The following is a 22035-nucleotide window of genomic DNA, read 5'->3' as shown; positions in this document are numbered from 1 at the left end:
TGACGCAGGGCCTGGTACGAAACAGGTCAAGAGCACCCACATTAACAAACTTACTGCAAAATGAAAAAGCCTTTACTGCTGCTTATCACACTTTTCTCCACCACCTTTTGCCACAGCTATGCCCAAACAGACTCCGTGAGGGCCTATGTAACCGAAGCACTTGATATCATGAAGGCCCGCTCTGTCAATAAGAACAACGTTGACTGGGCACAACTATATGGTGAGGCGCTGGAGAAAGCAGGTACAGCCCACAGCATCAGAGAAACGTATCCCGTTATCGCAGCAGCACTGGAACAGCTTCAGGATGAACACTCAAAGTTTTTCCCGCCGGAAGTAGTAGAAGCCTACAGGCAGGGCTATAGGGCAAATGGGATGGAGCTTCCTGCACCTAAGTTTAGCATGGTTGATAACGAGTACGCCTATCTTCAGATTCCGGCTTTTGGCGTCATCAACATCGAAGAGCAAAGGGAATACGCAGCCTCTATTCAAAAAGCCATCAAGCAACTGGATGAGCAAAGGCCGAAAGGCTGGATCATCGACTTGCGCCAGAATGATGGCGGCATGTCTGTGCCGATGTCGGCGGGGATCGGACCTTTTGTAGAGAAGGAAAAATGTGTCGGATGGCGAGATGCAGACGGAAAGAACGGCTACTGGATCTACAAAAAAGGAAAGGTGTATGAAAACGATCTGCTTGTGTTTGATATGGCGGTAAAACCATACAAAGTAAAAAGCAGAAAAAAACCGGTAGCAGTTCTCGTGGGCAAAAAGACAGGCAGCTCCGGAGAGATCATTGCTATGTCCTTTGTGGGAAGGCGCAGTACCGCGTTGGTGGGCACAAACACGGCTGGCTTAACGTCTGCTAACAATGAGCACGAGCTATCAGACGGCGCTTACCTCATTCTGACCGAAGGCAACTATATCGACAGAACAGGAAAGGAATATGCGACAGTAGGAGAAGGTATAGCCCCCGACATCAGGGTCGAAACGCCGAAAGCTGACAAGGCTGCAGGTACGGATGCTTGCCTGGAGCAGGCAATTAACTACTTAAGCAAAGGCAGCAGGTAAAACAGGTTACTTCGTGCTAATCATCAACGTGCTGGGCAGCCGGCAAAAAGATAACCTTATGGCGCTCTTCCCGCTATCCACAGCAAGGCTAAACCTGAGGCTTGTATGCATGGGCGATTTAGAAGCGGTTCATGCCTTACACGCTTTACCCGAGACTGATGCGTTCAACACGCTGGGGATTCCGGAGGAGGTGGGTGTCACCGAAGCTGTACTGGCAGCCTGGCTGTTGGATCACCGGCAGGCAAACGTAAAGAACTACACATTTGCCGTAGAGCTTGCCGCAGACGGGGCGTTTGTCGGCCTCATAGCATTAAAGTTAGGGCCTGAAAAGTACAGGCGGGGCGAAGTATGGTACAAACTGCACCCCGACTACTGGGGGCGCGGGCTTGGAACCGAGGCGCTGAACAGAGTCCTTGACTTTGGCTTTGGGGAGCTGCACCTGCACCGGATAGAGGCAGGCTGCGCAGTCGATAACATTGCCTCCGTGAAAGTATTGGAAAAGGTGGGGATGACGAGGGAGGGAAGAAGACGGCAGGTGCTCCCGCTAACCTCGGGGTGGAGTGATAACTTTGAGTACGCCATCCTGGAAACGGACCCAAGGAGATAGAGCCTGTGCGGGCTTTCTGAAAATATCGGCAACAAAGCGTTACCTTTGCGGTACAGCTGCCTTTTAACAAGAGCTAAGGCAGTTTGTATCCACTTTCAAGTTTGTGCCGCTGTTTAAACCCTTTGCTTTATGAGTTTTTTAAATGTAGCTGAAATCTCCCTGCAGCAACAAGAAGGGTTTGCTTTACAGAACATCAACTTTACGCAGCTAGAGTTCCAGAAGGTAGCCATTGCCGGCGAAACGGGCTCCGGTAAAAGCACGCTGCTCAAGATTGTGGCCGGCCTTTTGCAACCAGCCTCTGGCCAGGTATACTTTGAGGGCGAGCGGGTGCTGGGGCCGGAGGAAAAACTGGTGGCCGGGCACCCGGGCATCTCCTACTTATCGCAGCACTACGAGCTGCCGCACTCCCTGCGGGTAGAGCAGGTGCTACGCTATGCCAATGCCCTCTCGGCAGAGGATGCAGAAACCCTGTACGAAGTATGTCGGGTCAGCCACCTGCTGCAGCGCAGAACAAATCAGCTGTCCGGTGGTGAAAAGCAGCGGATCGCGCTGGCGCGGCTCCTGTCATCATCCCCCCAACTGCTGCTGTTGGACGAGCCCTTCTCTAACCTGGACATGGTGCACAAGAAGGTCCTGAAATCAGTTATTCACGATATCAGCGAAGAGCTCGGAGTAACCTGCCTGCTCACCTCGCACGACCCGCTGGACACGCTCTCCTGGGCCGATGAGATTCTGGTGATGCGGGCAGGGCAGATGCTGCAGAAAGGAACGCCAACACAAATATACCGGCAACCGGAGAGCGAGTATATCGCGGGACTCTTCGGGGACTACAACCTGATACCCGCTGCGAAGGCAAAAGTACTTGCTACGCTGCCCGGCATCAGGGCAAACGGAAAAGAACTGCTTGTAAGGCCGGAAAGCTTTAAGCTGGTGCCACAGCAGGAGGGAACCGTGACCGGAAAAGTAAAAGACACGCGCTATTACGGCAGCTACCATGCCGTGGATGTGCAGCTAGGGGAGGCTACTGTAACAGTAAAGACTGGCAGCGGCCTTGCCAAAGGCGATCAGGTACATGTCGCCTTGGCACCGGAGGATGTGTGGTACCTATAGAGTTTTAGGTGTTACAGTTGCTCCAGCGGTTTTACCTGTAGCTCCTCCAGAGGCCAGCCCGCTAGTTTAGCCCCCGCCTGGTAGCAGCTCTCCAGAAAGGCCAGCAAGGCTTGGCGCGGGTTGTCCAGCGTGCGGAGCTCTTCGTAGTTTAACACCGCCATGGGGCTTCCGTTCGCCTCCACCCAAGCAGCCTGCGCAGGCTGTAACGGCTCCTTTTCCAGGCCCTCCGGCGAGGGAAACGTGTAGGAGTAAAACGCCGGGAAACGCACTTCTTTATCGCCGGGCCAGAAGCCGAAGCTTATCACCTCGTGCGAGTAGGCATCCTTTTCCACTGTGCTCGCCTCCGGCTGGGTAGGCACCCGCTTTCCGGAAAAGCGCGTAAGCGTCAGGTCCAGGTGGTGCCAGTAAAGGTGCACCGGGCAGGACTTGCCGTAAAAGCGGCCGCTGAACTCCTTCAGCACCTGGTCCACGAGGACCAGTACGCGCCAGTAGCGGTTCACCTGTTCGGGGTGGTACGTAGCGTGCAGGTGGTCCTGGGCAAAGGGCGTCGTGCTAATATTATCGTAAGGCCTGGCCAGGATCTCCAGGTGAATCCCCAGCACTTCCAGCGCTTTCATCGCCTGTGCGTAAAACGCTGCTACGCTCAGCCCGTCCTGTAGGGCTATAGTTTCAGAGGCTCCTGTGCTGGTGCGGATGTGCAGCTGGTGCTCTATAAAGTCGAGGTCCACCTCAAACGTATAGAACTTGTAGGGGATGGGGCCGGTGCCGAGGCCGCGGCTCGTAACATACAGCGTAACGTTCCACCAGTGGTTGCGGCGCGGCATGAGTTGCAGCCTGATCTTGCCGATGATCTGTAGGTACAGGTGCAGCGTTTCTTTGGTGTGCTCCCACTCTTCCAGCGGCAGCGGCGGAAAAACATAGCCTTCTTTTCCGGGGATGTTGGTTGCGTCCATGTTGCTTGCGTGAGGCGTGTTTGCGATTCGGTTTCCTGCCTTTAAAGTACGTTGGATGGCGCAAATGGTGCTGGCGCTGTGCGTATTGCGGGCGAATGGCTGCCACTCGCTGGCTTAGGGAAAACTGGTGCTGCCCGGGCCGGAACCGGGAAAACAGCGGCCAGTGGGGCACAAAGCACCACTGGGGAGGTGCGACAAGCGGGGCGGGAGAGACATTTGCCCGCAACCATCGTAACTAAAAATTATTTTTCTAATATAAGGATTACCTATACTTTATCCTTATATTTTGGGTTTATGAAGTACAGCGGGTTTCTGCCGCCTCCCCGGGCTAATTGCAGCTACCCTAAATCAAGAAAACATGCTTATCAATAAGGTTTCTGACCAGATAAAGAAAAGTAAATATATTAGCCGTGACCTTAGCTGGCTGCGGTTCAACTACCGTGTGCTGGACCAGGCGCGCGACACCAACAAAAGCTTCTTCGACAGGCTGAAGTTCCTGGCCATCACCTCGTCTAACCTGGATGAGTTCTTCATGATCCGGGTGGGGAGTTTGTACAACTACCTCGACTACGGCAAAGAGCGCACTGACTACTCCGGGCTGCGCGAGTTGCCGTTCCGCAAGAAGCTGCTCGACTACGCGCACCGCTTTGTAAACGACCAGTACCTGACCTTCAACAGTGAACTGAAGCCCCTTTTCGCTAAGAACGGCTGCGACATACTAAAGGTGAGCGAGCTGACGGAGATAGAGCAGAAGAAGGCGGACTCCTACTTCAAGAACACAATCTTCCCGCTGCTCACGCCCATGGTGTTTGATAACTACCACGGCTTTCCGCTGCTGATGAACCAGCTGCTGACCTTTGGCGTGGTAACCCGCACCTCCGACGAAGGGAAGCCGCAGGACCGCGTGACCTTTATCCAGATCCCGCAGAACCTGGCGCGCTTTTACGAGATCAACCGCAAGGACAAGATCATCTTCGTGCCGATTGAGGACATCATCCGCTGGAAAATAAAGAAGTTCTTCCGTAACGTGGAGATCGTGTCGGTTAACCTCTTCCGCATCACCCGCAACGGCGATTTTACCCTGGAGGAGTCGGACGACCTGGAGGCGGACTTCGTCCAGGAGATCAAGGCCAAGCTGAAGACGCGCAAGAAAGGGCGCGTGGTGAGGCTGGAGGTGGAGCGTAACCCGTCGCAGTTCATGATGCGCATCCTGAAGGAGCGCTGGACGATTGATAACGCCAACGTGTTCACCATCAACAGCCTGCTGGACCTGCGCGCGCTGTGGCAGATCGTAAACCACCGTCAGTTTAAGGACAAGGGCTTTAAGCAGCCGTCGTCGGTGCCGCCGCTGAGCCTGCCGAGCGATGGGGTGGACATGTTTGAGTACCTGAAGGAGCATGACGTGCTGCTGCACCACCCGTACAACAGCATGGAGCCCGTGGTAAACCTGTTGGAGCGTGCCGCAGAGGACCCGTCGGTGCTGGGGATTAAGCAGACCATTTACCGTTTGGCAGACCAGAGCCGGGTAACGGCGGCGCTGCTAAAAGCGGCTGAGAACGGCAAGCACGTCTCGGTGCTGTTTGAGGTAAAGGCGCGCTTCGACGAAGAACGGAACATAAAAGAGGGGGAGCGCCTCGAGAAGGCCGGTTGCTTTGTGATCTACGGTATCAGCAAGTATAAAACGCATACCAAAATGATGATGATCATCCGGAAGGAGGGGGAGAAGGTAACGCGTTATGTACACGTGGGGAGCGGCAACTACAACGAGTCTACAGCCCGCCTCTACACCGATGTAAGCCTACTGACGACGAACGAGATTTACGCCCACGACGTGTCGGAGTTCTTTAACGTTATCACCGGCCATTCGCGCCCGAACGAGTACAAGTACCTGATGACCTCGCCGAAGAACATGCGCCACCAGCTAATTGAGCTGATACGGCATGAGGCGCGGAACGCCAAAAAAGGGCTGAAGAGCGGTATCGTGATCAAGATCAACTCCCTGGAGGACCGGGAGGTGATTGATGAACTGTACAAAGCCTCCAAGGCCGGGGTGCCGGTGAAACTCATTGTGCGCGGCATCTGCTGCCTGCGCCCGGGGCGCGAGGATTTGAGCGAGAACATCAGCGTGAAGAGCATTGTGGGGGAGTACCTTGAGCATGCGCGCCTGTATTATTTCCACAACAACGGCGACCCGAAGGTATACGGCGGAAGTGCCGACATTATGGTGCGCAGCTTTGACCGCCGCATCGAGGCCCTGTTCCTGATTGCGAACGAGGAGCTGAAGCATGAAGCGATCAACGTGCTGTACTACAACCTGCTCGATAACCAGAACTCCTACATTATGCGGGAGGACGGCACCTATGTGAAGAAACGTGCCGGAACGGCAGAGGAGGCCATTGACATCCACAAGGTATTCTACGGGAAAGCCTTCTGTGAGCAGGAGGTGGCACTGGTGTAAGTCACCAGCCCTTTTCGCTCCTGAGGCGTTGGGCAAAAGAAAAAGGCTGCAGCTAACCTCTTTTAGGTGTTGGCTGCAGCCTTTTTTATACTTGTTCTATACCTGAATCAACGACTAAACTGTTGCTAAGGGCTTAGCTGATCTTTGCGATCACGAAGCGCTCCGGGTGGTAGCGCTCGTAGAGCGAGTGCAGCATACCGTCTTTCAGCCCGACAGCCGGTACGATCATACTTTCCAGCTTTGCCCATTTCATGGCCGAGAGGTAAATCTCAGAGGCGGGAACGATGACGTCGGCGCGGTCCGGGTTCAGCAGCAGCTTAGTGATGCGGTCTTCCATGCTCATGCCGGCGACATAGCTGGCCACCTCTTCAATCTGCTTCCGGAAAATAGGTTTGCCAACGGACTTGCCGGCAATCTCGAATATCTTGTTGATGTTACCGCCTGTGCCGATCGCGCGCGACACATGGTACTTGCGGGCGTTGGTCTCAATCCAGGTGCGCATGCTGTTCCAGAGCGCTTCGGAGTCGCGGCCATGCATGTGGCGGATGGAGCCCTGCTCAAAGGACTGGGAGGCCATCTTCTGGCGGTTAACGTAGATGTTGAACTCTGTACTGCCGCCTCCTACATCGATGTGCAGGTAGTTTCGCTCATCCAGAAAGTTAAAGATGACCTTGTTGATCAGGTCTGCCTCCGTCTCCCCGTCAATCACCTGAATGTCCCAGCCTACTTCCTGCCGCACGCGCTCCAGTACCTCGGGGGCGTTTTCGGAGGTGCGCATGGCCGAGGTGGCGCAGATCATGTAGTGGTCCACATCGTGCACATCCAGCAGGAGCTGGAAGGCCTTTAGCAGCTTTACGAACTTCTCTACCTTTACCTCGCTGATATAGCCGGTGTTGAACACATCTTCGCCAAAACGGATGGCATAGCGCACATACTCTACTTTTTTAAAGAACACGTTTCCGTTCTGGTTCAGTACACTGGAGATCTGGCATCTCACCGCGTTCGACCCGATATCTATAGCAGCTAACTTCAAATTCTACAAGGCTTTGGTTAATATCTGTAGGGTAAATATAATCAGAATTTGCTACTATACCCGCTTTTTATAGCCTCCAGCCCACTGTAGCGGCAAAAAAAGAAGCTCCCGGGAGGAGCCGCTTCCATGTTCCCAAAGAGACAGGCTTTACTGGCGCAGGCCTGCCTGCAGGTGTGGGTTAATCCAGCCTAGCACACCGTTTTCCTGCCGCACCAGTTCAAACCCCCGGAAGCTGCCCAGCACCGCTACGCCGCTTCCGGCAGGCAGGCTCGCTTTTGCGGCGGCACGGGGGTGCGCCTCGTCCAGCAGGGCTGTGGCAGCTGAAAGCTTTTGGTGCTTCACTGGCTTATCTGCCGGCTCCACCACTGCGTTGGCCACATACGCCTCGGCACCGTCTGGCAGGGCAACGCGGTACCAGCTGGATGTAGCCCCTGTTACCTTCAGCGGCGTGTGTCGCGGTAGCGAGCGGTACACGGGAGACGTTGTGCTTGGCTGCAGCCGCACATTGGCTGCCTTACGGGATATGCGAACCCAGCTGCCGACCAAGCCTGTATCAACAGTGACGGCTGGCACAGGCGCAGTAGACCGGTGCACGTAAGGGTAAGGGTTTGTGGCTCCGCGCCCATAGCGGTAAATGCCAAAATGCAGGTGCGGCTTCGTTGTTTTAGCGTTGCCGGTGTTGCCGATCAGGCCAAGGGTATCGCCTGGCTGCACGCGCTGGCCCGCCTGCACCAGCTGGCTGTCGAGGTGCGCATAGTACAGGCTCTGGCCGCGCTCCGTATCAGAAAGCCACACGACCTTTCCGCCACGCGGTGTGGTGCTGACGCGCCTCACAATGCCTGCCGTGGCAGCCAGGGCAGGGGTGCCGCGGCTGGCAAAGACATCAATGCCCTCGTGGCGGCGGGCCCCGGCGTCACGAGGGTCGCCCCATATGCTGGCTACGTTGCGGCTGCTTTTGCCTTCTACCGGAAAAGCCAGGGTAGGCTCCGCCTGAATGGTAAGCGTATACGCTGCGCTACGCAGCAACTCAGGCTGAACGCGCAGGATATGTGGCTGGTCTTCCGCTACCTCGTAGACCAGGGCAGCCGCTGTAGAGTCTGCAGCGGCTACGGGATTCGGCTGGCCGTTTTGGTCTTCAAACAGATCCATGAACACCTGTAGCTGCTCCCGGGCCTTTACCTCCAGGCTTACGATCAGGCGCTGGCCTCGCTGGGCATTGATGCGGTAGCCCAGGGCGCGTGGCTGGGCTGCAGAGAAATAGCCGGTTTCCTTAAAAGGCAGCGTAACGGTGATCGAATCCTGCAGGGCCTCTTGCCCTGCCTGCAGCCACTCTTTTCCTAGCGCCGTTTCATCAAGATTGGCGTCTTTTAGCTTGGCGGCATACTTCTCATGCGGCGTCTGGCTTTTAAACACGCCGCGCAACGTTTGTTGCTGGCTGCAGCTGGCCAGTAACAGAATTATCAAAGTATAAAAAATGGCGTTGATGGACTGCCTGTTATTTGCTCTCATGTGGTAGTATATCGGTGTGTTACAGCTTGTATAACAGTTGTGTTGGCAAAAATAGTGCCTGTCGTAATAGCATGGGGTGCCGTGGCTTTATCTGGCAAAAGTATAATTATGGGTTGTTAACCGTTGCCGCAGCGATACGTAAAACCATAGCGTACCAATTTTGTGAGTGATGAGAAAACCAAGATGGAGAAGCATGCGCCGTAAGCTAAACCGTAACCTGCTGCCTTTATTCGCGCCGCTGGTTCTGTCGCCTATGGTGACACCGGTTAGCACCGGCTCCGGTACACCCACTACAAATCCAAAAGAGCTGAAGAAAAGGGTTACCAACTATAAGCTGATGCGTTTCAACCAGCTGTCTTACAACCTGTACAGCAACATGCGGCTAAAGGAGTCCGGCCTCCGCTTCGAGGTGTTCGACAAGGCCCTGACGGGGTACTACAACATGCGCCATAACAAAGAGGTGTCAGACAAGCCCTACATCACGATCATCGATTTTACCAAGTCTTCCAACGAAAAACGGCTTTGGGTGGTGGATGTCGAGAAGAAAGAGCTGGTGTACAACACCTACGTGTCGCACGGGCGTAACTCAGGGCAGGAGTTTGCCGAGCACTTCTCCAACCAGAACGAGTCCTACATGAGCAGCATTGGCTTTTACGTGACGGAAAACACCTACTACGGCAAGCACGGGCTCTCGCTGAAGCTAGACGGGCTGGACAAAGGGTTTAACACGAATGCTAAAGACCGCTGCATTGTGATGCACGGTGCCGAGTACGCCACAGAGGAGTTTATCGAGCAGGCCGGGCGCTTAGGCCGCAGCCTGGGTTGCCCCGCCATCCCCATGGAGGAGCATGAGGATATCATCAAAGCCGTGCAAGGAGGCACCGCCATGTACGTACATGCCTCATCCGACAAGTATACCTCGCAGTACCTGGACCACGAGACAGCCATGGCAGAACTCGTTAATGAGAATAAGAAAGATGTGCCGTTGCCTCCGGATGTTATCGCAGATGCTAACGCGAACGCCACTTAATACCGCATCCCACGCTTGGCACCTGCTGCGCTGGCACCGGCTGCCCGGCAAGCAGTGCGTCTAGTGCCTGGCCCAGGCTTTGCCCTGTAACCGGCTTTCCGTTACTGGGCCTGGAGTCGTCGAACTGCCCGTGGTAGGCGAGGCGCATGTTCCCGTCGTAGGCGTAAAACTCCGGGGTACATTCTGCGTGGTAGGTGCGGGCAACCTGCTGCGTCTGGTCATAGAGGTAGGGGAAAGGGAACTGCAGCTGGTGGGCAAGCGCTTTCATGTACTGCGGCCCGTCCTGTGGGTACTCGTCTGCGTTGTTCGCATTGATAGCGACAAAGCTCACCCCCTGGGCCTTGTAACGGGCGGCAAACTGCACCAGCTCTGGCAGAATATGCTGTACATAAGGGCAGTGGTTGCAGATAAACATGATAACGGAGGCTTTTTGCGACGATACATCCTGCAGCGAGATCAGCTTATCGGAAGCGGTATCCAGGAGGGCGAAGTTGTGTGCCTGTGTGCCAAGTGCAATGGTGGCTGTTTGCTGTGCCATAGTTTCAGTCTGCGTTAGAGATGGTAAGCTACTGTGTACTATTGCTACTAAGATAGGCTTTTGCCACAGTATAACAAACAGAACTGGAAGAGTTTAGGCAAAAAGGCGAGCGGCTTGCACTGCAGCGGGCACGCGCCTTAGATGTATCAGGCTTCTGCTGTTGTGGCTACGCCATGCGCTTTGTAGAGTATCAGGCAAAATGCCTTATCTTTTGCTTGTTTACCTCGCACAGAAAAGGCTGGTGGTGCCAACTTTATACTTCTTGTGGAGGCTTTGTGCGGGACCTGCATAAGCCTGTTAAATTCTATTCCTACTAGAAACGCGGACAGCGTACCTGGTTAGCGCGGCAAAACGTGATCTCAACAAAGCAGTACTGTAGGCTGGCCTAAAAGGCGAGGGTAAATCCTACCCCGCTCCCGGTCGGGCCGAAGTACAGCTCCATTGGGCGGGCTGTTTGCCCTGCCTCCAGTGTAGCCTCGTTATGCATGTTGACTGCTTCTGCCACCTTTTTATTGTACCTAAGCTCGAACGGTAACGACAGCAGGGATAAACCAGCGCCTACTCCTGCTATTACCCCATCTGGCTCTGCGTTGGCTAAAGCGGCTCCAAGGGTGTAGCCTACCATAAACCCTCCGGAGATGCCGAAAATATCTGAAAACACTTTATTGGCGCGTGCCTTTTGCACGTGTGCGTAGGCTTCTTTGTCGGAGCGCAGCAGCGAGACCGCTTTAGTCCTGTTGATTTTCTGCCCATCAGAGAAAAAACGATACCCGATAAACGCTTTCTCTGCTTTAACATTCGGGGGCACCCGCTGCGCATGCGAGGGCGAGAAAGTCAGCAACAGGGTGATCAGGGGAAGTATAAAAAGCTTCATCAGCATAAAAGGGTGTTGGTTCGAAAGGCAAGTTAAGCAGCAGCACAAAAAAGCAGGGTAACTTCTTAGAAGTTACCCTGCTTTTTTGTGCTGCTTGGTGAGGTTTACTTCCAGCGGCCGTACCGCTGCGATAGTTCCTTCAGCTCGGCGCGGTGCTCTGGGGTGAACTGGTGCGGCTGCATGCGCCACTCCCAATTGCCGGAGCCGGTAGAAGGCTTGTTCATGATGTGCCCAATGCCAAGGCCCAATACATCCTGCATCGGTATAACGGCAAGCTGCGCTACAGAAATGTACGACAGCCAGATCAGGACACCATGCACGTTGTCGATGTTCACGTAGTGGTTGCTGTACTGGCGCAGGCGGCGCTTATCGTCTCTGGAGGCCTCGTGCTCATACCAGCCACGGACCGTGTTGTTGTCGTGGGTGCCGGTGTAGACAATGCTGTTCTGGGTGTGCTGGTGCGGTGCATAAATGCTGTGCGGCAAATCTTCGCCAAAGGCAAAGAGCAGTACGCGCATGCCCGGCAGGTCAAACTTGTGCATCAGGTCGCGTACCGGCTGGTCAATTTCGCCCAGGTCTTCCGCCACAATAGGGAGCTCCTTAAACCGCTCCTGAACCAGCTTTAGAAGCGGCGCGCCCGGTGTCTTTACCCATTCGCCGTTAACGGCTGTCTCCTCACCGGCAGGTACTTCCCAATAGGCCGAAAAGGCGCGGAAGTGGTCGAGCCGGAGCAGGCCGAAAAGTTTAAGGTTATGGGCAATGCGGTGCAGCCACCAGTCAAAATCCTGCTCCTGCAGCTTTTTCCAGTCAAACACGGGGGTGCCCCACAGCTGGCCCGTTTCGCTAAAGTAGTCAGGCGGCACCCCGGATACGGCAGTGGGGTTGCCTTCCTCGTCCAGCTTAAAGAGGTCCGGGTGGCTCCAGACGTCGGCGCTGTCGTGGCTCACGTAAAAGGGCATATCGCCGAAAAACACAATGCCCTTCTGGTTGCAGTAGACTTTCAGCTTTTGCCACTGGTGGTAAAACAGAAACTGCAGAAACATCTCAAACTCCACCTGCTCCTGCAGCTGCTCAGCAAGCTCTTCAATGGCTTTCTTCTTACGCCACTTTACTTCCTCCGGCCACTGCACCCAGCTTTTGTGCTTGTAATGCTTTTTAAAGGCTGCAAAGCGGGCATAATCCTGCAGCCACAGCTTGTGCTCCTTCTGAAAGCTGGCAAAGTCTTTCCAGAGCGCGTCCGGCAGCTCGTTACTGAAATTTTTGTAGGCCTTGTGCAGCAGCTTGACCTTGAAAGCACTCACCTGCTCAAAGTCTACCTTGGCGTCGTGGAAGCTTTCGCTGTGCCGCAGGTCCTTTTGCTGCAGCAAACCCTCCTGCACCAGCTGCTCCGGGCTTATCAGCAGCGGGTTTCCAGCAAAAGCGGAGTGGCTGCTGTAAGGGGAGTTCCCATAGCCGATCTCCGTCGGGTTAAGGGGCAATATCTGCCAGTAGCGCTGCCCGGCCTCCTGTAGCTGGTCGGCAAAAGTATAGGCCTCGGGGCCAAGGTCGCCAATGCCGAAGCGGGAGGGGAGAGAGGTGATGTGGAGCAGAATGCCTGCACTGCGTTCTGGTATGATCATGAGTTGGTTGCGGTTAACAATGCGACAGGAAATGTCTTTAGTACCTCTGCTACGGGCAGGGCGCCGGTTGCGTTTAGCTTACCCTGCCCCAGTGCCTGCTGCCACTCCTGTGGCGCATGCTGCGGTAAGAGGATAGCGGTATCGCCCCAAACCTCTGCGCCTAACGGCTGGTGGTGGCTGTCTACCAATGCGACGAGCAGGAGCGGAACAACTACCAGTACCCACTGCCCCTGATGGTGGCGGGCGAAGGCCAGCACGTGCTGCTGCTGTGCCCCCTGCACCTGTAGCGGAATGTACTGGCCCTGGTCGAACAGTGGCTGCAGGTCTCGGCGCGTTGTCAGCGCCTTGTGCAGCAGGTACAGTTTTACCTTGGCGTCCTCGGGGTGATGCAGCAGTTCCTCGTGCAGCTTTTCCACCCCTTTTTCTTCCTCCTGCTGCAGCTCCTGCAGGTAGCGGCGGCGCAGGTCATAGTCCACCGGGCGGCGGTTATCGGGGTCTACCAGGCTCAGGTCCCAGAGCTCGGTGCCCTGGTACACGTCGGGCACGCCGGGGCAGGTGATCTTGAGCAGCGTTTGGCTAAGGGCGTACACCCAGCCGTAGTGGGCCACTTTCAGGAAGAACGGCTGGAAGGAATGTATAAAGTCCTCATCCTGCAGCAGCAGCTGGTGCACCAGGTCCTTCATTGCCTGCTCATAGCTCTCGTTCGGCGCCGACCAATCCGTTTTTACCTTGGCCTCGCGCAGTGCTTTCTCCAGGTACTCCTGTACCCGCTCCACAAGCGTGTCGTCTACCTCGCCGTTTAACGGCAGCACGCCCACCAGCGTCTGGAGCAGGAAGTACAAATCGTTGTTGGAAGGCTCGGAAGTATACTTTTTAGTTATCTGAAGCCACTGCTGTACTTTTTGCTCCCATTCTTCTGCCATCTCGCTCAGCACGTTCAGGCGCATGCGGGCACCCTCGCCGCGCTTGGTGTCGTGGGTGGCGGTGGCGTTGATGGAGTGTGGGTACACGCGCTGCCGGTAGAGCATCCGCTCATGAAACTCCTCTGTTTCCAGGTGGAAAATATCCGGGCTGTTGCCCACCTCGTTCAGCGAAATCAGGCGGTTATAGTTGTAGAACGTGGTGTCTTCGACGCCTTTGGCAGCCAGGGGGCCTGTAAACTGCTGGCTTCGCATCACAAAGTAAAGCTTGTGGTGCGCTGTTTCCTCGCTGTCTTCCGGGGCGAGGGTAAAGAGCGTGTGCAGGTGCTTCAGCTGCGCCTCTACGTCCGGCGCTTGCTTGTGTGCCTCGGCAAAGGCCTCGTCCACTACTTTCATATCCCCCCTGGATAGAGGGAAGCGGTTGCCGTAGATGCAGTACACCGGCCAGGCCGTCAGCAGCACCGCGAGGGCACGGCGCCATTTATCCTCCGGCTCCAGCGGAACCAGGTGGCGCTGCTGCAGTTGCCGCAGCAGGTTCTCCAGCTCCCCCTGCATGTAGTTGGTCAGGATGAACATTTTCTTATCGAATACCAGCTGCTCATAGTTGGTGGGGGCCTCCGGCACCAGGCGGCGGTAAATGTCGGTGAGCTGCCGGCGGCCTTTTTTAGAAGTATACAGGTTGCTGACCCAGGCCAGGAAGTCGTAGCCGCTGTTGCCCTGTATCGGCCAGCGCTCCGGCAGTTCCTCCTCACCCTCCAGTATCTTCTCCACCACGATGTACTGCTCCGGCCCGGCCAGTTGGCGCAGGCGCTTCAAGTAAGTGCTTGGGTCAAAGAGGCCGTCTACGTGGTCCACGCGCAGGCCCTGCACCAGCTCCTGGTCACAGAGCTGTTTGATAAACTGGTGGTACTGCTCAAACACCTCCGGGTGCTCCATGCGCAGGCAGATCAGGTCGTTCACCGTGAAAAAGCGGCGAAAGTTGATTTTCTTCTCTGTTTCCTGCCAGTGGCAAAGTATAAAGTGCTGTTTATTAAGCAGCTTTCGCAGCTGTACCTTGTCCGGGTTAATGCGTTGAATAACCTGCTGCAGTGCCTGCCGGAGCGCCTCCGCTTTGTGGAGCTTCTTCTTAAAGTTGCCCCAGGCGGCGGGGTTTATACTTTCCTCCCCCTCGTGCAACTGCAGCTCCTTCAGGCTTTGCGCTACCAGCGGTGTCACCTCCGGCTCGCCCGAGGCTTTCTGTGCTTCCTCCAGCAGGGGGCGGTAGCTGGAAACGCTCAAGGGGTAGGCGTTGTCATAGTAGTTTACGGTGATCCCTTTGTCGCTGAACTTTAGCTCCAGCTGGCCCTGCTCCAGCACTTTCTCCAGCGGGTCTCCTAAGAACGGCACCATCACCTGCCCGTTAAAGTCGGGGTGGTGAAAGTCGATGTCGAAGAAGGTGTAGAAGTAGGACTGCGGCCCTTTCTCAAGCACATCCATCAGCCATACATTGTCCGGGTGGTAGGCCATGTGGTTCGGCACGATGTCCTGCAGCCAGCCCATGCCCCGCTGGCGCAGCTCCAGAGCTATCTCCTGCAGCTCCTGTTTGGTGCCCACTTCCGGGTTAATGTCGTAGGGGGCGGTTACGTCGTAGCCATGCTCGCTACCGGGCCGGGCGCAGAAAAAAGGAGCTGAGTAAATGGTGCTGACGCCCAGCTCATGCAGGTACGGGATCTGTGCCTTTATATCACTTAACTTGAAATTGGGCGATGTCTGGAGCCTGTAAGTGGCCGAAGGAATGTATACCATACTAGATGTTGAGGTTCAGGTTTTGGTAGAGTTTCTCAAATTTCTGGCACCAGGCCGTTGCCGCCTGGTCGCCTTGTGTACTACGTTTTTTCATGTCTGCGTAGCCATCCTGCTGCATCCGGAAGGCAATGTTCTGGGCCTGCCAGAAATCCGTCTCCAGTTGGGAGCCGTCAATTACGTTGAGCAGTTTTACGAGGCGGTCCATGGTGGCGGTGTCCTGCGGGTGCTCCTGTATCCGGCGCATCATCTGGTCTACGCGCTGTGTGAGGGCAAACTCCAGCTGGTCAAGGCTTAGCTTTACCTTCATCCGGTTTACTTCCTCCAGCAGCCTTCTTACTTCCTGCGGGTCGGGCTCCTCCGCCTCAAACTCGCGCAGCAGCCGGGTGTTCACCACGTAGTCGACGGTGGTTTGCAGGGGGCGCGGCATCTCCATGCCAATGGTTTTGATGGCGGCGATGAGGGAGTAGTTGTTGTCATACAGCTGCTGGAAATCGTTTTCCACGCCCTCCATGGTGTGCCCCAGCACCTGGTCCAGTATCTTTTTCTGATCGTCCTTAAACAAGTGCCAGAAAGAGTAGCTGTGCGACTCAAAGTGCTTGTCCAGCAGCATGATCACCTCGCTGACATAGCCCCGCTCAAAGGCTGTCTTCAGCTCTTCGCGCAGCTGCTCGTAGTCTTCGTAGCTCATGAACTCGCGCACCCCGCCAAACAGCTGGTGGTCGCCCAGGTGCAGCACGCCGTAGGTAACGGTAAGCTGCTCCCAGGTTACTTTGCTTTTAATGATGGCGCGGCCCACCGCCAGCCGTTGCCGCCCCGCCTGGGTGCAGTCGTACTCCTCCGAAACGGCGGTGAAGCTGTAGAGGTCAAGCTCCTCAGAAAAATCCTGGAACATGGACGACACGGCGTAGTGGGCCCCCACGCGCAGCAGGTCGATCATGGTGGGCTTCACCGACTGCTCATAAATCATGCTGGCGTCGCCGCGCTCCCTGAGGTTGCTCTTTGCCGCGCTAAGCAGTTTCAAGAACGCCGGCTCCAGGTCTTTGCCCCCAATATCGTGGGCCAGCTGCAGAGCGCGCGAAGCATAGAAAATATCCTGCACCGTCTCAATGCCGGACACCTCGTCGAAGAACCAGCCGCAGCTTGTGTAAATGAGCAGCGTGTGGTATTCCATCTCCATCAGTTTCAGGAAACGCACTTTTTCCGGCATACTCAGTTCCCGGGAGGTATGATCGCTGATAAAACGCTCCACGTTCTCCTCTGAGCGGTCCATCACCACCTGTATGTAGTCGTTGCGCGTTTGCCAGGGGTCTGCACCCAACTGCTGCATCTCCGCTTCGTAGAGCGGGGCCAGTTCGTCGCGCAGCCAGTCAAAGGCGTTCCGGATGGGCGTGCGCCAGGCCTGGTTCCAGTTGGGGTGGCCACCGGTGTTGCAGCCGCAGTCGCTGCGCCAGCGTTCCACGCCGTGAGCGCAGCTCCAGGAGCTCTCTTCGATGATGCGGGCCTCGTACTGAGGCGGGAATTTCTCTATAAACTCACCGTACACCGTGATCTGCGCCAGGTTCTCCTCCTCCAGGTGGTTGATGGCATACGACAGGGCCATTTCGCCGAAGCGGTGGTGGTGCCCATAGGTTTCGCCGTCGGTGGCGATGTTCATTACCTGCGGCTCCTTGCTGTGCTCGTCAAACACGCTGACCAGCCGGTGGGCGAAGTCCTCGCCGCGGTTTAGCAGCCGCTCAAAGGCGATGCCCTGCGACACCGGCCCATCGTAAAAGAAGAGTACGATCTGCCTGCCCGAGGGGAGCTGGCACAGGTACGGGCGGCGCGGGTTTATACGGGCGCCCTCGGCACTGGTCCACTCTTTGTCGCCTATCTTGCGGAAAGACCGGGCCTGATAAGGCGAGAGGATCGTGAACTTGATTCCGTGCTCCGCCAGCACCTCCAGTGTCGGCGTGTCGGCAGCGGTCTCGGCCAGCCACATGCCTTCCGGGGCACGGCCAAAGCGCTTGGTGAAATCGTAAATGCCCCAGATCACCTGCGTCTGCTTGTCGCGCTCGTTGGCCAGCGGCATAATAATATGGTTGTATACCTGGGCAATGGCCGATCCGTGGCCGGAAAAGCGCTTCTGGCTCTCCTTATCAGCCTCTAGAATTGCCTTGTACGTATCCGGGTCCTTGCGCTGCATCCACTCCAGCAGGGTAGGGCCAAAGTTAAAGCTGATATAGCCGTAGTTGTTGATAATGTCGACGATGTTGCCCTTTGCGTTCAGGATGCGGGAGGCGGAGTTGCGGGCGTAGCACTCCTCGGAAATGCGCTCGTTCCAGTCGTGGTAGGGCGATGCCGACTCCTGCAGCTCCACCTCGTTTAGCCAGGGGTTCTCACGCGGGGGCTGGTAAAAGTGACCGTGGATGCATACGTATTTGTTCATAGCTACTAGTGTGTCTGTTGTGCAAGTACGAGTACCGATTTTGGCGGAAGCGTTACATCAGCGCTCTGCTCCAGCGCCTCCGGTTGGTCAGTGCCAGGCCCTCCCCAGTCCGCTGCTGCGGAGTGCAGGAGGGGTTTCCAGTTGCCGGCAGCCTCGTCGGGCCGCAGCAGCCGGACGGTCTGGGCGGTGTCGCTGAGGTTAAACAGGCTGTAGCAGTACGGCTCCCGCGTGTGGTGCACCAGGTGCAGCACGGCACCGTTCTCGTCCATACGGGCCAACACTTTGTCCTTGTCCGGTTTGGCGAGGCAGGCGGTGCTTTTGCGTAGTTGCAGGAGGCGCTTGTAGTACTCGCGCAGCTTGTTCTGCTGTGACTCGGACGTGTAGCTGCGGGTAAGTTTGGAGCGCTCAAAGGTCTCTTCGCTCTGCGGGTCCGGGGCCTCGCCCTGCCAGGCGAAGGCACTGAACTCCTCGCGGCGGCCTTTGCGCACGGCTTCTATCAGGTCTTTGTCTCCGTGGCTTACGAAGTATAAAAACGGGTTCCGCTCCCCGTACTCTTCCCCCATAAACAGCATGGGCTGGTACGGCGAAAGTATAACCAAGGCAGCAATAACTTTCAGCGTCTCATAGTCCACCAGCTCCGAAAGGCGCTCGCCCAGCATGCGGTTGCCCACCTGGTCATGGTTTTGGGAGCAGACGACAAACTGCGCTGCCTGGTTGTGCGCTGTGCTGCTGCCAAAGGTGCGGTGGCGGTGCTCCGAGTACAGCCCATCGTAAACGAACGCCTTCTCCATAACCTTCGTCAGCTGGTCGGTTTTACCGAAGCCCACGTAGTAGCCGCTCTGCTCCCCCGTAAACAGGGCGTGGATAACATGGTGGAAGTCGTCGCTCCACTGCGCGTCCAGGCCGTAGCCGCCGCGGTCCATCGGGTTAATGAGGCGCACATCGTTCAGGTCACTCTCGGCGATCAGGATAAAGTCGCGGCCCAGCTGCTCCTCCAGCTCCTGCACATGCTCCTGCAGCTCCTGCAAAAAGTGCTTGGCGCTCATGTCGTAAATGGCGTGCACGGCATCCAGGCGCAGGGCGTCGATGTGGTACTCGCGCAGCCACATCAGTGCGTTTTGGAAAAAGAAGTTGCGCACCGCGTCGGCGTGGTTGTCGTCGAAGTTGAGGGCCGTGCCCCAGGGCGTTTTATACTTGTCGGTAAAGTAGGGGCCGAAGTCGTTGAGGTAGTTCCCCTCCGGGCCCATGTGGTTGTACACCACGTCCAGCACCACGGCCAGCCCCTGCGCATGGCAGGCGTTCACCAGCTTCTTCAGCCCTTCGGGGCCACCGTAGGAGTTTTGCGCGGCAAAAGGGAAAACGCCGTCGTAGCCCCAGTTGCGGCTGCCCGGGAACTGCGCCACCGGCATGATCTCGATAGCCGTGACCCCCAGCTCCTTCAGCTCCGGCAGGCGCTCAATCATACTTTCAAACGTGCCCTCTGGGGTGAAGGTGCCCACATGCAGCTCATAGATGATGTACTCGTGCAGGGGCAGGTTCTTCCACTTTTTGTCTGTCCAGGCAAAGGCGTGATGGTCTACTACGGCCGAGGGCTCGTGCACCCCGTCCGGCTGGAAGTGCGAGGCAGGGTCGGGGCGCTGCGTCTCGCCGTCCAGCACAAAGGTGTAGCGGGTGCCGGGCGTGGCAAATTCGCTCAGGGCAGTCCAGTAGCCCATGGCCTCGCGCTGGAGGGGTACCTGTATGGGTTCGGGTTTATGCAGCAGCACTTCCACCTTTTCGGCCTTGGGTGCCCAAACCGTGAAAACGGTGCCTTTGTCGGGGGTAAAATGCGCTCCTATTTCTCTAAGTATAGCCATAAAATGCGGTTTTTCACAGCACGTATTAACTGGTGTTTTGGCCATTAGGTTGTGCCTTTTTAAGGAGGTGAATGTTATTTGTGGCTGATTTTTTTGGATGCCTTAACGGCTGCAGGGGCGGTGCTGGCTACTTTTATTCCTGTCTACAGAATATAGAGCGAAACATATTTATCTCAGATAAGTACGTACAACGGTTAAAGTAGAACTAAATCTCAATGGAACAACTCGAAGGAACAAAGCGAATTGTTATAGAAAGTGTGCAGCCCGAAATCGACTGCGGCAGGTTCCCGGCCAAGCGCGTGGTGGGGGAGGAGCTGGTGGTGACCGCTGACGTGTTTGCCGACGGCCACGACGAAGTAAAGGCCCGGCTGCTGTACCGCCACTCCCGCAGGAGGAACTGGACGGCGGTGCCGATGGAGTTTGTGGGCAACGACCGCTGGCGGGGCACTTTTACCCCGGACGCCATGGGGCGCTACGAATACACCATTGAAGGCTGGGTAGACCATTTCTACACCTGGCAGAAGGGGCTGAAAAAGAAGTTCGAGGCGAACCAGGACGTAACGGTGGAACTGCAGATCGGGGCACAGCTCATGGAGGCAGCCGCCGAGAACGCCAAGCCCGGCCAGCAGAAACGCCTGCGCAAGTGGGCCGAACAGCTGCGCACCAGCCAGTCGCATGCCGAGGACGTGGGCTTTGCCACCGGCCAGGACGTCAGCGAGCTGATGGACGCCTGCTGCGAAAAGGAGAACGTTACCACCTACGATAAGGTGCTGCAGCTGGACGTGGAGCGCCAGAAGGCCCTGTTCAGCGCCTGGTACGAGTTCTTTCCGAGGTCTGCCGCGCAGGAGGCCGGCCGTCACGGCACGTTCCGGGACTGCGCACGCCTGCTGCCCCGCATCGCTGAGATGGGCTTCGACACGATCTACCTGCCGCCAATCCACCCGATTGGCCGCGCCTTCAGAAAAGGGAAAAACAATGCTGTAACCTCCGAGCCGGGTGAGCCGGGGTCCCCCTGGGCCATCGGTGCCGAAGAGGGGGGGCACGATGCCATCCTGCCGGAGCTGGGTACGCTTGAGGAGTTCCGTGATTTTGTGCACCAGGCGCGGGAGCATGGCCTGGAGATAGCGCTGGACTTCGCCATCCAATGCTCACCGGACCACCCTTACGTAAAGGAGCACCCGGAGTGGTTTAAATGGCGACCGGACGGCACCGTGCAGTATGCCGAGAACCCGCCTAAAAAGTACCAGGATGTGCTGCCCGTTAATTTCGAGACGGAAGACTGGCCGAACCTGTGGCGTGAGCTGAGGCGCGTGCTCCTGCACTGGATAGACCAGGGCGTGTTTGTCTTCCGCGTGGATAACCCGCATACCAAGGCGTTCAGCTTTTGGGAGTGGGTGATTGCCGATATCCGCAAAGACCACCCGCAGGTGATCTTCCTGGCCGAGGCCTTTACACGCCCGCGCGTGATGGAGCGCCTGGCCAAGCTTGGCTTCACGCAATCGTATACCTACTACACCTGGCGCAACTCAGCCCAGGAGGTTCGCGAGTACATGCACGAGCTCACCCAGACAGAGCTGCGCGACTATTTCCGCCCGAACTTCTGGCCTAACACTCCGGACATTCTGCCTTACGCGCTGCAGGAGGGCGGAGAGCCCGCACACATTACCCGCGTGGTCATGGCGGCCACCCTCTCATCCAACTATGGCCTCTACGGCCCGGTGTATGAGTTCGGCATCAACAATGCGGTGCCGGGCAAGGAAGAGTATTATGACTCCGAGAAGTACGAGGTGAAGCACTGGGACTGGGGCAAGCTTACCAAAATCCGGGAGGTGATTACGCTTATCAACAAAATCCGCAAGGTAAACCCCGCCCTGCAGACTACCTGGAACATTGAGTTCGGGGAGTGCGACAACCAGGCCATCCTCAGCTATGTGAAGTGGAGCAGTGATTTCAGCAATAAGATTCTCGTAGTTGTAAACCTGGACCCGCACCACACGCAGAGCGGCTGGGTGAAGGTGCCGCTTTGGAAGCTGAAAATGGCTTCGGACCAGCAGTACCTGGTGCACGACCTGCTCACCGAGCGTAAGTACACCTGGACCGGCGAGTTTAACTACGTAGAGCTGCGCCCGCACGAAATGCCGGTGCACGTGTTCCGCCTGGAGGAGGCCAACCCCGGCATGGGGCATGATCACCTCGACGATAACTGGCTACCGAACGAACACCGCACCAACGAATAAAAAAGAACCCTTTTGA

Annotated in this window: 15 protein-coding genes and 1 pseudogene; 7 read left to right on the top strand and 9 right to left on the bottom strand. The window is 56.5% G+C overall.

Translation table 11 applies throughout. The annotated features are described in order from the left end of the window. Positions 1-60: 60 nt before the first annotated feature. The 4 genes and pseudogenes from CA264_RS11270 (at position 61) to CA264_RS22500 (ending at position 2782) form a co-directional block, all read left to right on the top strand. Positions 61-1065, top strand: a complete 1005-nt coding sequence (locus CA264_RS11270) for a S41 family peptidase (RefSeq protein WP_025607210.1) — start codon at positions 61-63, stop codon at positions 1063-1065. Between the two features lie 13 nt (positions 1066-1078). Further along, complete coding sequence (locus tag CA264_RS11265) at positions 1079-1672, top strand: GNAT family N-acetyltransferase (protein ID WP_237151109.1); 594 nt, start codon at positions 1079-1081, stop codon at positions 1670-1672. 129 nt (positions 1673-1801) lie between these two features. Further along, a pseudogene (locus tag CA264_RS22505) lies at positions 1802-2287 on the top strand (ATP-binding cassette domain-containing protein); the annotation flags it as partial. After that, positions 2288-2782 carry a TOBE domain-containing protein gene (locus CA264_RS22500; protein WP_418313995.1) on the top strand — a complete coding sequence of 165 codons (495 nt, stop codon included), beginning with the start codon at positions 2288-2290 and terminating at the stop codon, positions 2780-2782. It abuts the pseudogene before it with no gap. An 11-nt stretch (positions 2783-2793) separates the two neighbouring features. Here CA264_RS22500 and CA264_RS11255 read toward each other — a convergent pair whose 3' ends face one another. Next, positions 2794-3735 (bottom strand): DUF5996 family protein, encoded by a 942-nt coding sequence (locus tag CA264_RS11255; RefSeq protein ID WP_025607207.1) that lies wholly within the window; start codon positions 3733-3735, stop codon positions 2794-2796. A 358-nt stretch (positions 3736-4093) separates the two neighbouring features. On the opposite strand from CA264_RS11255, the gene ppk1 reads away from it, so the two are divergent. Further along, on the top strand, positions 4094-6193 hold the full coding sequence (gene ppk1, locus CA264_RS11250; RefSeq protein ID WP_025607205.1) for a polyphosphate kinase 1: 2100 nt from the start codon (positions 4094-4096) through the stop codon (positions 6191-6193). A 133-nt stretch (positions 6194-6326) separates the two neighbouring features. Here the strand turns inward: ppk1 and CA264_RS11245 are convergent, their stop codons facing one another. Together CA264_RS11245 and CA264_RS11240 are read right to left on the bottom strand one after the other, a co-directional pair. Further along, positions 6327-7226, bottom strand: a complete 900-nt coding sequence (locus CA264_RS11245) for a Ppx/GppA phosphatase family protein (RefSeq protein WP_025607203.1) — start codon at positions 7224-7226, stop codon at positions 6327-6329. Positions 7227-7373: 147 nt separating this feature from the next. After that, positions 7374-8735, bottom strand: coding sequence for a M23 family metallopeptidase (locus CA264_RS11240; RefSeq protein WP_025607201.1), 1362 nt, complete (start codon positions 8733-8735; stop codon positions 7374-7376). A 169-nt stretch (positions 8736-8904) separates the two neighbouring features. On the opposite strand from CA264_RS11240, the gene CA264_RS11235 reads away from it, so the two are divergent. Next, a complete protein-coding gene (locus CA264_RS11235) occupies positions 8905-9765 on the top strand; it encodes a murein L,D-transpeptidase catalytic domain family protein (protein ID WP_237151108.1) in 861 nt (286 codons plus the stop codon). On the opposite strand, the gene CA264_RS11230 is transcribed toward CA264_RS11235, so the two are convergent. From CA264_RS11230 to treZ, 6 genes are all read right to left on the bottom strand, one after another. After that, positions 9746-10303, bottom strand: coding sequence for a thioredoxin family protein (locus CA264_RS11230; protein WP_025607197.1), 558 nt, complete (start codon positions 10301-10303; stop codon positions 9746-9748). The two genes, CA264_RS11235 and CA264_RS11230, sit on opposite strands and share 20 nt — an antisense overlap. 385 nt (positions 10304-10688) lie before the next feature. Continuing rightward, the gene (locus CA264_RS11225) at positions 10689-11183 is read right to left on the bottom strand and encodes a hypothetical protein (protein ID WP_025607195.1); all 495 of its coding nucleotides are present in this window, start codon (positions 11181-11183) and stop codon (positions 10689-10691) included. Between the two features lie 98 nt (positions 11184-11281). Continuing rightward, positions 11282-12796 carry a 4-alpha-glucanotransferase gene (gene malQ, locus CA264_RS11220; protein WP_036776072.1) on the bottom strand — a complete coding sequence of 505 codons (1515 nt, stop codon included), beginning with the start codon at positions 12794-12796 and terminating at the stop codon, positions 11282-11284. Beyond that, on the bottom strand, positions 12793-15501 hold the full coding sequence (gene treY / locus CA264_RS11215) for a malto-oligosyltrehalose synthase (RefSeq protein ID WP_025607192.1): 2709 nt from the start codon (positions 15499-15501) through the stop codon (positions 12793-12795). The genes malQ and treY overlap by 4 nt, the downstream gene beginning before the upstream one ends. Before the next feature lies 1 nt (position 15502). Beyond that, on the bottom strand, positions 15503-17926 hold the full coding sequence (locus CA264_RS11210) for a DUF3536 domain-containing protein (protein WP_025607190.1): 2424 nt from the start codon (positions 17924-17926) through the stop codon (positions 15503-15505). A 5-nt stretch (positions 17927-17931) separates the two neighbouring features. Then, positions 17932-19782, bottom strand: coding sequence for a malto-oligosyltrehalose trehalohydrolase (treZ, locus tag CA264_RS11205; protein WP_036776490.1), 1851 nt, complete (start codon positions 19780-19782; stop codon positions 17932-17934). Positions 19783-19997: 215 nt separating this feature from the next. Here treZ and CA264_RS11200 point away from each other — a divergent pair, with 215 nt between their 5' ends. Then, the gene (locus tag CA264_RS11200; RefSeq protein ID WP_025607186.1) at positions 19998-22019 is read left to right on the top strand and encodes an alpha-1,4-glucan--maltose-1-phosphate maltosyltransferase; all 2022 of its coding nucleotides are present in this window, start codon (positions 19998-20000) and stop codon (positions 22017-22019) included. Positions 22020-22035 lie beyond the last annotated feature (16 nt).

Source organism: Pontibacter actiniarum, from assembly GCF_003585765.1.
Classification (GTDB): Bacteria; Bacteroidota; Bacteroidia; order Cytophagales; family Hymenobacteraceae; genus Pontibacter; species Pontibacter actiniarum.
This window is presented reverse-complemented; position numbering and strand designations above follow the sequence as displayed.